Source organism: Xanthomonas arboricola, assembly GCF_003353015.1.
In the GTDB taxonomy this organism is placed as follows: Bacteria; Pseudomonadota; Gammaproteobacteria; order Xanthomonadales; family Xanthomonadaceae; genus Xanthomonas; species Xanthomonas arboricola_E.
Map to the genome: position 1 here is coordinate 535,245 of NZ_QREM01000008.1, position 14,124 is coordinate 549,368.

The following is a 14,124-nucleotide window of genomic DNA, read 5'->3' on the forward strand; positions in this document are numbered from 1 at the left end:
GTGTACATCGCCGCGCACCGCGGCCGGGTAGGACACGTATAGCGGGCAAGCACGACAGTTTTGCGACAGCTGCCGTCATCAATGTTTCATGAGCCCTTGACACCCTGCGTCGCGAAACGCCGGTCTTGCACCGTGCGTCACCCTCAGCCGTGCCCGAACAGGATTCCCCATGACTTCCGCTCGCCGTTTCCATGTCACTCCGCTGGCGCTTGCCCTGGCCGCGCTGCTTCCGGTCATCGCATCTGCCGCCACACCGGTCGCCGATCCGGTAGCCGTTGCAGATTCACCGGCAGCTGTTGCCGACGCCGCCACCGGTGCCACCCAGCTGGATGCGATCAATGTGGTGTCGCAAGGCAGTACCCGCCAGGTCCAGCGCATCAGCCGCCAGGACATCGAGCAGCTGACACCGGGCAGCAGCGCCTTCAAGGCGGTGGAAAAACTGCCGGGCGTGCAGTTCCAGTCGGCCGATCCGTTCGGCACCTACGAGTGGTCCACGCAGGTCACCCTGCACGGATTCGACCAGAGCCGGCTGGGCTATACGCTCGATGGCATTCCGCTCGGCAACATGAGCTACGGCGTCACCAACGGCCTGCACATCACCCGCGCCATCATTTCGGAGAACCTCGGCTCGGTGGAGATCGCGCAAGGCGCCGGTGCGCTCGGGACGGCGTCCAACACCAACCTCGGCGGCACCATGCAGTTCTACTCGGCCGACCCGCAGACCACGCCCGGCCTGCGCCTGGTGCAGACGGTCGGCAGCGATGCCACGCGGCGCACCTTCGTGCGTGGCGACACCGGCGACCGTAATGGCCTGTCGGCGTATCTGTCCTACGCCAATGCCAGCACCGACAAGTGGAAAGGCTTCGGCGACCAGCAGTCCGAGCAGGCCAACCTCAAGACCGTCTACCAGTGGGGCGATGGCAACCGTCTGAGCCTGTTCGTGGATACCTCGCGGCGCAAGGAATACGACTACATGGACCTGTCGTTGACCAGCCAACGTGCGCTGGGCTGGGACCACGACTATCTGCAGCCGGATTGGGCCACCGCGGTGCAGATGGCGCGTGCGTATCAAACCACCGGTGCCACCGGCGGCGTGGCCAACGGCTATCCGCAATCGCTGGCCGGGCTGCCCGACGACTACAGCTGGCTCGACGCCAGCTACTACGCCGGCGGCGGCCTGCGCCGCGACAACCTGGCCGGGTTGTCGGGCACGTTCGTGTTCGGCAGCGCCACCCTGGATGCCAGCGGCTACTACCACGGCAATCGCGGCGAAGGTCAGTGGGTGACGCCCTATGTGCCGACCTCTGCGCAGGCTCCGCTGTCGATGCGCACCACCGACTACGGCCTGGATCGGTACGGCGGCACCAGCTCATTGAAATGGGCGTGGGGCAACCACGATCTGGAAGTGGGCCTGTGGGCGGAAAACGCACGTACCACGCAGCAGCGCAACTACTTCGCGCTCGGCAATGAGGGCTATACCTCGCTGTACAACGTGTACGAAGTGCAGACGCCGTTCCGCCGCGATTTCCTGCAGCGCTACACCACCCAGACCCGCATGCTGTACCTGCAGGACAGCGTGCGCCTGCTCGACGACCGCCTGACCCTCAACTACGGTGCAAAGGCGCTCAGCACCACCACGCGTGCGCAGTCGCTGGTGCCGACCACCGCGCTGGCACAGGGCCGCATCCGCGCCGAAGACAACTTCCTGCCGCAGGTTGGCGTCAACTACAAGCTGGACGAGCGCCAGGACATCTACGCCTCCTACAGCAAGAACATCGCCGCATTCGGCTTCACCCCGTTCGGCACCTCGCAGGCGGCGTTCGACCGCAGTCGCTCCACGCTGGAGCCGGAAGAGTCGCAGACCGTGCAGATGGGTTATCGCGTGCAGGATGCGCAATTCCAGCTGTCGGCCGATGCCTACTTCACCAAGTTCTCCAACCGCTTGTTGACCACCTCGCCGTGTAGCGCGGTGCAGACCTGCGCGGCGATCCTGAGCAATGTCGGCGCCGTGCATAGCGCCGGTGCGGATCTGGCCTTGATGTGGCGTCCGATGGAGGGCCTGAGCTGGTTGAATTCGCTGTCCTGGAATCGCTCGCGCTACCAGGACGATTACCTCAACAACGGCGTGGTCGCCACCTCCGGCAAGGACGTGGTCGGTATCCCCGCGTTGATGTTCTCCTCCAGCGCCAGCTACCAGTTCGGTAACCTGCGCCTGGATCTGGACGGCAAGTATGTCGACAAGCGTTACATCACCTTCCTCAACGATTCGCAGGTGCCCTCGTACTGGCTGTTCAATGCCGGCGCGCGTTACGACTTCGGTCGCGTGGGCGGAGTGGCCGATGTGGCGTTGGCGCTCAACATCACCAACCTCACCGACAAGCGCTATTTCGCCAGCACCGGCACCAATGGCTACGTGGCCTCCGATCCGCAGGGCTACAACCAGACCATGGTGGCCGGCGCGCCGCGGCAGTACTTCATGAGCCTGGATGTGAAGTTTTAAGTAGCTCTGTAGCACCTCAAGGCGCCCTCATCCGGCGCTACGCGCCACCTTCTCCCGCATGCGGGAGAAGGCAGGCCAACGGTGCCCCGATCCTCAAACAGGCCGGCAGCTACCTCATCCGAGTCTGCACGCCGGCTCGGCCGTTGCGTATCTCTGCCTCACCTGCTTGCTGTCTTGCCTGCTTTTTCTCTTGTTTTCCCCGCTTTTCCTTTTTGCCCCCCCCTGCGTAGTGGCCCTTCGTGCCCGGCGACTTACCTGTTCGTCGACCTGCCCGCTAGTTGACCTGCCTGTTCGTTGCCTTGCCTGCCTCTCGAATTCCCTGCTTATAGGCCTTCCCGTTACCGACTTCCCCGCCCTTCTCCCGCTTGCGGGGGAAGGTGCCCGAAGGGCGGATGGGGGCAACCGCCCCGCAACAGACGCACGCAGTCTGCCAACCACCCCAGCGCCACCGCTGCCCCAACCCGGACGGCTCAGGGGCCCTTGCTGTTGCACCGCCACATGCACGCGCTGCGCGCCGCATATAATTGCCGCCTTACTTTCACTCAACAGGTCCCGCCAGATGGCGCAGACGATGAAGGCGCTGGTCAAGCGCGAAGCAAACAAGGGCATCTGGCTGGAACAGGTCGCCGTCCCCAGCCCCGGCCCCAACGAGGTGCTGATCAAGCTGGAAAAGACCGCGATCTGCGGCACCGACCTGCATATCTACCTGTGGGACGAGTGGAGCCAGCGCACCATCACCCCCGGCCTGACCATCGGCCATGAGTTCGTCGGCCGCGTGGCCGAGCTCGGTTCTGCGGTGACCGGCTACCAGGTCGGCCAGCGCGTGTCGGCCGAAGGCCACATCGTCTGCGGCCACTGCCGCAACTGCCGCGGCGGCCGCCCGCACCTGTGCCCCAACACGGTCGGCATCGGTGTCAACGTCAACGGCGCCTTTGCCGAATACATGGTGATGCCGGCCAGCAACCTGTGGCCGATCCCCGACCAGATCCCCTCCGAGCTGGCCGCGTTCTTCGACCCTTATGGCAATGCGGCGCACTGCGCGCTGGAGTTCGATGTCATCGGCGAGGACGTGCTGATTACCGGCGCCGGTCCGATCGGCATCATCGCCGCCGGCATCTGCAAGCACATCGGTGCGCGCAACGTGGTGGTCACCGACGTCAACGACTTCCGCCTCAAGCTGGCCGCCGACATGGGCGCCACCCGCGTGGTCAACGTGTCCAAGACCTCGCTCAAGGACGTCATGGCCGACCTGCACATGGAAGGCTTCGACGTGGGCCTGGAAATGAGCGGCAACCCACGCGCCTTCAACGACATGCTCGACTGCATGTATCACGGCGGCAAGATCGCCATGCTCGGCATCATGCCGCGCGGCGCCGGTTGCGACTGGGACAAGATCATCTTCAAGGGTCTCACCGTGCAGGGCATCTACGGCCGCAAGATGTACGAGACCTGGTACAAGATGACGCAACTGGTGCTGTCGGGTTTCCCGCTGCACAAGGTGCTGACCCATCAGTTGCCGATCGACGACTTCCAGAAGGGCTTCGACCTGATGGAAGAAGGCAAGGCCGGCAAGGTCGTGTTGAGCTGGAACTGACCGGTCAATACGTTTCAACGCAAAAGGCGCCGCGAGGCGCCTTTTGCATGTCCATCTTCAGAAGTACAAACGCGGCGAGCAATCCTGATGCGCGCGGAGTACTCCAGGAAACGCATGGTCGGCGAGGATGCGGACAAGGCTCTCAATTGGTCGAGAGGGCCTCCATGGAAGGATTCATGGCGTGTCCTGCGATGGTGGGCGGGCAAGGGCCCTGCAGGCAGGCAGCAGATCAGCCGCTCTGCATCTGCAAGTGATCCATCCGCACGTTGCAATCACTTAAAGACAAAACAAACGAGATTTTGAATCTTGGGGTCTTCAACGTCAGCCACCTAGGAGTCCGAGCATCGACTCTTCCCGCCTCATCACCCCATCGCCAGACCGTCAAAACCGCTGTTCAGGCGACTGCCCTCACGGCCAGGTGACCGTCGCAGTCGCCACCAGATGGTTCTGCGAATTCTGCCGCCCGAAGCCGAATTCCGCCGCTTCGCTGGTGTCGTAATAGCCCACGCTCAGACCCAGTGGACCGAACGCCTTGCCGACATTCACGCCGAAGTCGTTGTAGTCGTGGTCCACCTGGCTCAGCGACGAGGTATAGACGCTGTGCCCCGCATGCGCGCCGAAGGTGAAGTCGTGCGGCAGCGGCCAGTTGGCATCCAGCGCGTAGTAATAGCCATCGGTCTTGGTGCCATAGAGATCGTTGGTGTAGGCAACGGTGAGGCTATAGGTCTTCAGGAACGTGGTCTTGGTGATCAGCTCGGCGTAATTGGACGCGCCCGCTCCCAGATACTGGTAACGATTGACCATCACATCGAAATTGAAGTGTGTGCCCAGGTCGGTGTTGTAGCCGACAAAGCCATCCACTTCCCAATCCGGATCGCCGGCACCGTAATCGACGTTGGACGTCCAGGTACCGATGTACAGGCCGAACGGCGTCTTGTAGGTGAGCCCGGCCTGGAAGGCGGGCTCTTCATTGGTCTGCGAAATACCGCGGAACAGGTAGTCGCTGGTCACCGCGAAGGTCCCGGTGAACGGTGAGGCGGGCGCCTCCTCATCCTGGGCCTGGGCCAACGGCGCGACACCGAGCAACAGCAACGACAGACAACACGCGAGCGAGGACGGCTTCATGGACATCTCCTGGAACGATGGGCGGTCGGGTTGCGCGATGCGGGACTGCCATGACTTATTAGTCCAACCGTCATTGCAGCGCAACAGACAGGTCGCGCTCGCTTGACCGGGCGCACAAGCTTGCGAGCCCATGACGCCGGTCAGGTTCTGTCTCATCGACCGCCCACGCGGAATCTTGATGGGCCGGGATGGGGGATTGGGGATCAGCAGGGATTCGCTTCGCTTTTGCGAATTCCCAATTCCCAATTCCCAATTCCCAATTCCCAATGCCGGCCTGAATCAGACCGGAAACACCCCGTACTGCCGCGCGGCCAGCCGCAGCTGCTGCCCCGGCTCGANATTCCCAATTCCCAATTCCCAATTCCCAATGCCGGCCTGAATCAGACCGGAAACACCCCGTACTGCCGCGCGGCCAGCCGCAGCTGCTGCCCCGGCTCGAAGCTCCCCGCCGATGCCGGCAATTCCACTTCCACCTCGTTGCCTGCCGGCTCCAGCGTGGCGCGCAGCCGCAGACGCGCCCCGCTGCGCTGTGACCAGGCTACCGTGGCCGGCCAGCCGGCGTCGTCCGGCACCAGGTCCTCCGGCCGCACGTAGACCTCCACCGGCCCGGCTGCCAGCGCGGCATCGGCTGCCGGCAGGGCATGCCCGGCGACCTGGATCTGGCCTTGCGCCAGCACACCGGGAATGCGGTTCACCGCGCCCACGAACGAATACACGAACGGCGAGGCCGGCTTGTCGTAGATCAGCGCCGGCGTGTCGAGCTGCTCGATGCGGCCACGGTTGAGGATGGCCACCCGATCGGCGAGCTCCAGCGCCTCTTCCTGGTCGTGGGTGACGAACACCGTGGTCAGGCCGGTGCGCTCGTGCAGCTCGCGCAGCCAGCGGCGCAGGTCGCGACGCACCTGCGCATCCAGCGCACCGAAGGGCTCGTCCAGCAGCAGCACGCGCGGCTCGATCGCCAGTGCACGCGCCAGCGCCACGCGCTGCCGCTGGCCGCCGGACAGCTGGGTGGGATAGCGTCGCTCCAGGCCCTGCAACTGCACCAGCGCCAGCAGCTCTTCCACGCGTGCGCGGATGCGCGCTTCGGCCCAGCGCTCGGCACCGCGCCGCACCCGCAGCCCGAAGGCGATGTTCTCGAACACGTCCATATGCTTGAACAGCGCATAGTGCTGGAACACGAAACCGACCCGGCGCGACTGCACGCTCATGCGGGTGGCGTCTTCGTCGCCGAACAGCACCTGCCCGCCATCGGCATGCTCCAGCCCGGCCATGATCCGCAGCAAGGTGGTCTTGCCCGAACCGGACGGCCCCAGCAAGGCCAGCAACTCGCCCTGACGTACGTCAAGAGTGATGTCGTCCAGCGCGGTGAACGTGTCGAACTGCTTGCGCAGGCGGTGGATGCGGATGCCCATGTTCACCTCAATGTCGGTGGTTGGCGGCGAGCGAATCGCCGTGCCGCCATTCCAGGTACGTCTTCAGCGCCAGCGTCAGCAGCGCGGTCAATGCCAGCAACGAGGCACACGCGAACGCGGCGCTGTAGGCGTATTCGTTGTAGAGAATTTCCACATGCAGGGGCAGCGTGTTGGTGCGCCCGCGGATATGCCCGGACACCACCGACACCGCACCGAACTCGCCCATCGCGCGTGCCGCGCACAGCAACACGCCGTACATCAGGCCCCAGCGGATGTTGGGCAGGGTCACCCGCCAGAACATCTGCCACCCGTTCGCGCCCAGGCTCAATGCGGCCAGCTCCTCATCGCTGCCCTGCTGCTCCATCAGCGGCATCAGCTCGCGTGCGATGAACGGGAACGTGACGAAGGTCGTCGCCAGCACGATGCCGGGCAAGGCAAACACGATGCGCGGCAACTGGATCAGCAGCTCGCCGAACAACGGCAGTTGCAGCCGCCAGCCTTCGTCGATCAACGGCCATGCCCAACCGCTGCGGCCGAAGATCAGCACGAAGATCAGGCCGGCCACCACCGGCGATACCGAGAACGGCAGGTCGATCAGGCTGATCAGCAAGCGCTTGCCGGGAAACTGGTGCTTGCTGACCGCCCACGCCGCCGCCACGCCGAACACCAGGTTCAGCGGCAGCACGATGGCAGTGACGATCAGGGTCAGCTTGATCGCCGACAGCGCATCCGGGTCGACGATCGCACGCAGGAAGGTCTCCCAGCCGCCGCGCAGCGCCTCGGCGAACACCAGCACCAGCGGCAGCAGCAGGAACGCCAGCAGGAACAGCAGCGCCCCCGCAATCATCGACCACTGCACCCAGCGCGGCTCGTTGGTGGCCGAGTCGGTGATGCGGCGCGCCTGTTCGGTCATCTGGCGGGTCTGCAGCATGGCGGGCAGCGGCGAGACAGCATCGTTCATGCCGTCCTCCGTTGATGGCGCAGCAGGCGTGCCTGCAGCGTATTGACCACCAGCAGGATCACGAACGACAGCAGCAGCATCGCCGCGGCAATCGCGGTGGCGCCGGCGTAGTCGAACTCCTCCAGCCGGATGGTGATCAGCAACGGCGCGATCTCGGTGGAGTTTGGCAGGTTGCCGGCGATGAAGATCACCGACCCGTACTCACCCACGCCACGCGCGAACGCCAGCGCAAACCCGGTCAGCACCGCCGGCCACAGCCCCGGCAGGACTACCCGCCACACGGTCTGCCAGCGCGATGCGCCCAACGTGGCGGCGGCCGCTTCCAGTTCGCGCTCGCTCTCGGCCAGCACCGGCTGCACCACCCGCACCACGAACGGCAGGCCCACGAACACCAGCGCCAGCACGATGCCCAGCTGGGTGTAGGCCACCTTGATGCCGGCCGCCTCCAGCCAGCGTCCGACCCAGCCGTTGCCGCCGTACAAGGCGGTCAGCGCGATGCCGGCCACTGCGGTCGGCAACGCGAACGGCAGGTCGATCACCGCATCGAACAGGCGCTTGCCCGGGAAGCTGTAGCGCACGAACACCCAGGCCACCCAGGTGCCCATCACCGCATTGAAGGCACCGGCCGCAAACGCGGTGCCGAAGCTCACCCGCAGCGCCGACAGCACGCGCGGCTCGCTCCACACCCGCCACAGGCCGTCCCAGCCCAGTCCGCTGGTCTTGACGAAGATACCCAGCAGCGGGATCAGCACGATCAACCCCAGCCAGGTCAGGGTGATTCCAAGACTCAAGCCCAGCCCCGGCATCACGCGTCGGCGCGGCGACGGCGCCGTGTGGGGTGCAACCGACATCGACATCGCCTACTTTTTCGCCTGGATCTGGTCGAACACGCCACCGTCGGCGAAGTGTTCCTGCTGCGCCTTGTCCCAGGACCCGAACGCGTCCTGGATGGTCACCAGCTTGATGTCCGGGAACCGTGCCAGGTCGGCAGGGTCGGCAAATTCCGGGTGGCGCGGGCGATAGAAGTGCCTGGCCGCCAGCTTCTGTCCTTCCGGCGCATACAGGTAGCGCAGATACGCCTCGGCCACATCGCGGGTGCCGTGCTTGTCGACGTTCTTGTCGACCAGCGCCACCGACGGCTCGGCCAGGATCGACAGCTTCGGCACCACGATCTCGAACTTGTCCTTGCCCAGCTCCTCGCGCGCCAGCAGCGCCTCGTTTTCCCAGGCCAGCAGCACATCGCCGATGCCACGCTGCACGAACGTGGTGGTGGCGCCGCGCGCGCCGGTATCGAGCACCGGCACGTTGCGGAACAACGCCTGCATGTAGCGCATGATGCGCTCGCGGTCGCCCTTGAAGATGTGGTCGGCGTAGGCCCAGGCAGCCAGGTAGTTCCAGCGCGCGCCGCCGGAGGTCTTGGGGTTGGGCGTCACCACCGCCACGCCCGAGCGCAGCAGGTCCGGCCAGTCGTGGATGTTCTTCGGGTTGCCCTTGCGCACCAGGAACACGATCGTCGAGGTGTACGGCGCGCTGTTGTCGGGCAGGCGCTTTTCCCAGTCGCGGTCGATCAGCTTGGCCTTTTCGGCGATCGCATCGACGTCATAGGCCAGCGCCAGCGTCACCACGTCGGCTTCGATGCCGTCGATCACCGCGCGCGCCTGTTTGCCGGAGCCGCCGTGCGAGGTCTCCACCGTGACGGTGTCCTGCGGATGCTGCTGCTTCCACTGCGCGGCAAAGGCGCTGTTGTAGTCGCGGTAGAACTCGCGGGTGGGGTCGTAACTGACATTGAGCAGGCCGATGTCGCGCGCGCCTGCCGGGCCGGCCAGGACCAGCAGGCTGCACAACACGGTCGATACAAGACGGAAGCGGGGGTGGGTCACAGCAATCTCCAAACCGTTGAGGCGCAGCTGAACAGCAAGCATGCCATGCTGCGTAGCGGCACGCAGGCGGTGAAATGACATCAAGGCCGCACCTTATGCCGATTTTGCATGACGTAGTGGTATGCCACCGTGATCGTTAAAATCATGCGTCTCTTGCCACTGCGATCGCCATGACCAACGCTCCCGCCGCGCTGACCGCCCATTACGCCGCCGAACTGGACACCATCCAGGCCCAGGGGCTGTTCAAGTCCGAGCGCATCATCACCGGCCCGCAGTCGGCCCGGATCACCTTGGCCGATGGCCGCAGCGTACTCAACTTCTGCGCCAACAACTATCTGGGCCTGGCCGACCACCCGGACATCATCCAGGCCGCCAAGGACGCACTGGACACGCACGGCTTCGGCATGGCCTCGGTGCGCTTCATCTGCGGCACCCAGGATCTGCACAAGCAGCTCGAACGCACCATCGCCGACTTCTTCGGTACCGAGGACACCATCCTCTACGCGGCCTGTTTCGATGCCAACGGCGGCCTGTTCGAACCGCTGCTCGGCGAGCACGATGCCATCATCTCCGACGCGCTCAACCACGCCTCCATCATCGACGGCGTGCGCCTGTGCAAGGCCAAGCGCTTCCGCTATGCCAACTGCGACATGGCCGACCTGGAAGCGCAGCTGCAGGCCGCCGATGCGGCCGGCTGCAGGACCAAGCTGATCACCAGCGACGGCGTGTTCTCGATGGACGGCTTCATCGCCCCGCTGGACGAGATCACCGCCCTCGCCCGCAAGTACAACGCGCTGGTGCATATCGACGAATGCCATGCCACCGGCTTTCTCGGCGCCACCGGCCGCGGCTCGGCCGAGGTCAAGGGCGTGCTGGACCGGATCGACATCATCACCGGCACGCTGGGCAAGGCGATGGGCGGTGCGTTGGGCGGCTTCACCACCGCCAGGCGCGAAGTCATCGAACTGCTGCGCCAGCGCTCGCGCCCGTATCTGTTCTCCAACTCGCTGCCGCCGCATGTGGTGGCCGCCGGCATCAAGGCCTTCGAGATGCTGGAAGCCGCCGGCGAGCTGCGCACGCAACTGGTCGACAACACCCGCTACTTCCGCGAGCGCATGACCGCTGCCGGGTTCGATCTCAAGCCCGGCGTGCATCCGATCAGCCCGGTGATGCTCTACGACGCCCCGCTGGCGCAGACGTTCGCCGAGCGACTGCTGGAAGAAGGCATCTACGCCATCGGCTTCTTCTTCCCGGTAGTGCCCAAGGGGCAGGCGCGCATCCGTACCCAGATCAGCGCCGCGCACACCCGCGAGCACCTCGACCAGGCGATCGCTGCGTTCATCAAGATCGGCCGCGAACTCGACGTCATCAAGGACTGATGCGCACGGTACTGCGCCAACGGCTGCTGCTGGCGGCGCAGACCGATACGCACGCGCACCTGGTGGACGGCAACTGGGAAACCCGCTGCCTGCATTGCCGTCGGCGCTTGCACATCGGCGTCGACGGCGAACCGCTCGGGCATACCACGCTGGAACACGTGGTCCCGCAGGCCTGGTTCGGCCGTCGCGCGGCAGCGGCGCTCTGTGCGCTGGTCGGCGACGATGCCAATGCAGCACGTAACCTCGCCCTGGCCTGTGCCAGCTGCAACCATGCCAAGGGCCGTCGCCACGATGCCAACGGTGCCGGCGACGCCCGCGCCGTCGAGGTGGTCAGCGCCTTGCTCAGCGCGCGCCTGGCGCGTTGGCGGGAGCCGCCGTCAGCGCGCTGACTTCCTCCGGACTGAGCATCCGCCACGCCCCCTTGCCCAACTCGCCCATCGCCAGCGCGCCGATCGCCACCCGCACCAGCCGCAGCACACCGATCTCCACCGCCGCCAGCAAGCGGCGAATCTGCCGATTGCGGCCTTCGTCCAGCACGATCTCCAGCCACGCATTGCGCTCGCCTTCGCGCAGCACAGCCACCCGCCTGGCGCGCAGCAGCACACCATCGCCGTCCGGATCGGGATCGACCACGCCAGCCTGCAGCTGCGCCAGTTGCGCAGGACTTGGGCGGCAATCGATCTGCACGTGGTAGGTCTTGTCCGGCCCGGTTGCCGGGTCGGTCACGGCCGCTGCCCATTGCGGGTCGTTGCTGAAGAGCAGCAGGCCTTCGCTGGCCTTGTCCAATCGCCCGACCGGGGCGATCCACGGCAGGCCGGCGCCATCGAAGCAGCGATACACCGTGTCCCTGCCCTGCTCGTCGCGCACCGTGGTGACCACGCCGCGCGGCTTGTTGAGCATCAGGTAGCAGCGCGCCGGCCCTGCCAACGGTTGTCCGTCGATGCGGATGGCGGAGTGCTGGTCGGCGCGGACCGGATATTCGGGATCGTGCACCACGCGCGCCGCCACGCTGACCCGCCCTGCGGCGATCCAGCGCGCCGCTTCGGTACGCGAACACACGCCCAGTTTGGACAGCACGCGCGCCAGCCCATGGCGTGGCGCGGTGGTCGCGGTGGTCGTCACGGAGGCGCGCGACGCGCCGGCCGGACCACGCGTGCGCTGCCGGGACGTCGCCGGCGCAGGTCGCCGGGTCATGCCGTCCCGACCGCGCGGCTTACTTGTTTTCGACCGGCTTGGCGTCGGCCGCCGGTGCAGGCGCCGCCGCCGTCGGCGCTGCGCCGGCAACCGGACGCGCCTTCACCACGCGCACGCCGCGCGCCTTCATCCAGGCGTCGAATTCCTCGGCGGTCATGCGCTTGCCGTTCTGGCTCATGTCAAAGCGCCACGGCGTGTTGTCGAATGCGGTGGTGGCCTTGTAGGCGGCCGGATCGTTCGGATTGACGGTGCCGCCGGGCGGAATGACCTTGGCCAGGTCCTGGCAGCCTTCCACGCGCAGGCGCAGCAGCACGCGGTCCACCGACTGCTCGGTGGTGTACGGCTGTGCCAGCACGCCGGTGGGCATGCCCAACTGCACGCTGCGGGCATAGAGCTCGGCGGCCGCCGGCGCAATGACGGTGGCGGGCAACGGCAGTGGCTGGGACACCGTGCTGCCGGCGCAGTTCGGAGCGGCGTAGGCGGCGGGAATCAGGGCGAGACAGAGCAATCCAGCCGTAGCGGTACGCAGCATCGGGTTCTTCCAGTTATGAGTGTGGTGGCGACGCGGCGAGTGTAGGCAGCGATGAACGCCGTTTCAACCGGAACCGTGCCTGGATCGCAACACAGACAGGATTTGCACTGTCCAGGTACGGATTTGCGGTTCCCACAAAGACAAAACCCGGCACTAGGCCGGGTTTTGTGTGCAACAGCTAGCGGTCCAATTAGTTCTGGACGTTCAGCTCGGTACGACGGTTCTTCGCACGGCCTTCCGGATTGTCGGAACCATCCGGGTTGGCGTTCGGAGCAATCGGACGGCTCTCGCCGTAGCCGATCGGGCCGACCAGACGCGACGCATCGACGCCGTTCTTGGTCAGGTAGTCGTACACGGTGGTCGCACGACGCTCGGACAGCTTCTGGTTGTACGCGTCGGTACCCTTCGAGTCGGTGTGACCGGCAACCTCGACCTTCAGGTCGGGGTAACGCTTCAGGATCTCGGTCGCTTCGCTCAGGATCGAGACGGCGTCCGGACGCAGGGTCGACTTGTTGAAGTCGAAGTTCACGCCCTTCAGGTCGATCGACACAGGCACCGGGCAGCCGTCCGGACCGATGGTCTGGCCAGGCTGCGAAGCCGGGCACTTGTCGTCGCAGTTGTTGACGCCGTCACCGTCGTCATCCAGGTCTGCGCAGCTCGGGGCAACCGGAGCCGGAGCCGGCGGCGGAGCGGTCACCGGAGCAGGTCCCAACGGGATCACGACGCCGACCGAAGCCAGCACGTCGCCGAACCAGTCTTCCTGCGGAGCAGCAACGCTCTGGTCGTTGAAGTCAGCGCGGTAGGCCAACTCGGCACGCACGGCGACGCGCTTGTCGAAGGTGGTCTGCAGACCGACACCAGCCTTGGCGGCAAAGTTGCCGTCCTTCTGCTGGCCCGGCGAAACCGGGTTCGGGGTGGCGTCGAACTCTTCTTCCGAACGCTGGTAGCCCAGACCGAACAGCAGGTAGGGGTTCCAGCCGCGGCCTTCCTGGATGAAGTGGCGACGCAGGTCGAACGAGATGCCGTACTGGCTCCAGTTCTGGTCCTGATTGGCGTCGAAGTTCGGGTTCTGATAGTTCAGCTCGCCGTCGATCGACCAGTTCGGGCTGACGAACTTGCCCAGACCCAGGGTGACGAACGGGGCGTCATTGGTCAGACGATCGCTGTCCTGGAAGTTGAAGCCAGCGCTACCGGTCAGGTACCAACGGTCATCGAACTCCTGCGCGGAAGCAGCCTGGGCAACCGCCAGACCGCCGAGCAACGCGGCAGTGAGAATTTTCTTGTTCATGTGTATACAGCTCCTTCTTTGGGAGATAAAACCGATAGAGGCGTTGTTCTTGGTAAAGATGCTCGTCACATCCAGAGCCATCGGGGCGCAGATTAAGCCGGCCTCAGTGAAGATCGCGTTAACGGTCATATAACATGTGAAAGCAATCTCCAGGGCCGGCGATCCCTTTCAATACTACGTATACAGCTTGATGAAGGGAAGGACCGCGCGCCCAGTTTGCGCATCGCGCCTGCATGAACCGCAGCCCAATTAAGCCAGT

Annotated in this window: 12 protein-coding genes; 4 read left to right on the forward strand and 8 right to left on the reverse strand. The window is 65.3% G+C overall.

Going from position 1 to position 14,124, the window contains the following annotated elements; translation table 11 throughout:
• The first annotated feature begins 169 nt into the window (after positions 1-169).
• Both C0541_RS10355 and tdh read left to right on the forward strand, forming a co-directional pair.
• Positions 170-2,500 carry a TonB-dependent receptor gene (locus tag C0541_RS10355; protein WP_115048087.1) on the forward strand — a complete coding sequence of 777 codons (2,331 nt, stop codon included), beginning with the start codon at positions 170-172 and terminating at the stop codon, positions 2,498-2,500.
• Positions 2,501-3,059: 559 nt separating this feature from the next.
• Positions 3,060-4,094, forward strand: coding sequence for an L-threonine 3-dehydrogenase (gene tdh / locus C0541_RS10360; protein WP_180496889.1), 1,035 nt, complete (start codon positions 3,060-3,062; stop codon positions 4,092-4,094).
• Between the two features lie 408 nt (positions 4,095-4,502).
• Here tdh and C0541_RS10365 read toward each other — a convergent pair whose 3' ends face one another.
• The 5 genes from C0541_RS10365 to C0541_RS10385 form a co-directional block, all read right to left on the reverse strand.
• A complete protein-coding gene (locus C0541_RS10365; protein WP_115048220.1) occupies positions 4,503-5,219 on the reverse strand; it encodes a TorF family putative porin in 717 nt (238 codons plus the stop codon).
• Positions 5,220-5,599: 380 nt separating this feature from the next.
• Positions 5,600-6,631 carry a sulfate/molybdate ABC transporter ATP-binding protein gene (locus C0541_RS10370; protein ID WP_115048089.1) on the reverse strand — a complete coding sequence of 344 codons (1,032 nt, stop codon included), beginning with the start codon at positions 6,629-6,631 and terminating at the stop codon, positions 5,600-5,602.
• Between the two features lie 7 nt (positions 6,632-6,638).
• Positions 6,639-7,592: a sulfate ABC transporter permease subunit CysW gene (gene cysW / locus C0541_RS10375; RefSeq protein WP_115048091.1), complete on the reverse strand. Its 954-nt coding sequence runs from the start codon at positions 7,590-7,592 to the stop codon at positions 6,639-6,641.
• Positions 7,589-8,449 (reverse strand): sulfate ABC transporter permease subunit CysT, encoded by an 861-nt coding sequence (cysT, locus tag C0541_RS10380; protein WP_115048093.1) that lies wholly within the window; start codon positions 8,447-8,449, stop codon positions 7,589-7,591. Before cysT ends, cysW begins: the two co-directional genes overlap by 4 nt.
• A 3-nt stretch (positions 8,450-8,452) precedes the next feature.
• Positions 8,453-9,553, reverse strand: coding sequence for a sulfate ABC transporter substrate-binding protein (locus C0541_RS10385; protein WP_161959996.1), 1,101 nt, complete (start codon positions 9,551-9,553; stop codon positions 8,453-8,455).
• Positions 9,554-9,642: 89 nt separating this feature from the next.
• Between C0541_RS10385 and kbl the strand changes: the two genes are divergently transcribed.
• On the forward strand, positions 9,643-10,851 hold the full coding sequence (gene kbl / locus C0541_RS10390; protein WP_115048095.1) for a glycine C-acetyltransferase: 1,209 nt from the start codon (positions 9,643-9,645) through the stop codon (positions 10,849-10,851).
• On the forward strand, positions 10,851-11,240 hold the full coding sequence (locus C0541_RS10395) for an HNH endonuclease (protein WP_115048096.1): 390 nt from the start codon (positions 10,851-10,853) through the stop codon (positions 11,238-11,240). The genes kbl and C0541_RS10395 overlap by 1 nt, the downstream gene beginning before the upstream one ends.
• Here the strand turns inward: C0541_RS10395 and C0541_RS10400 are convergent.
• From C0541_RS10400 to C0541_RS10410, 3 genes are all read right to left on the reverse strand, one after another.
• The gene (locus tag C0541_RS10400; RefSeq protein WP_115048098.1) at positions 11,194-12,045 is read right to left on the reverse strand and encodes a pseudouridine synthase; all 852 of its coding nucleotides are present in this window, start codon (positions 12,043-12,045) and stop codon (positions 11,194-11,196) included. The two genes, C0541_RS10395 and C0541_RS10400, sit on opposite strands and share 47 nt — an antisense overlap.
• Before the next feature lie 19 nt (positions 12,046-12,064).
• Positions 12,065-12,577, reverse strand: coding sequence for a hypothetical protein (locus C0541_RS10405; RefSeq protein ID WP_115048100.1), 513 nt, complete (start codon positions 12,575-12,577; stop codon positions 12,065-12,067).
• A gap of 190 nt (positions 12,578-12,767) precedes the next feature.
• Positions 12,768-13,865, reverse strand: coding sequence for an OmpA family protein (locus C0541_RS10410; RefSeq protein ID WP_115048102.1), 1,098 nt, complete (start codon positions 13,863-13,865; stop codon positions 12,768-12,770).
• Positions 13,866-14,124: the final 259 nt, after the last annotated feature.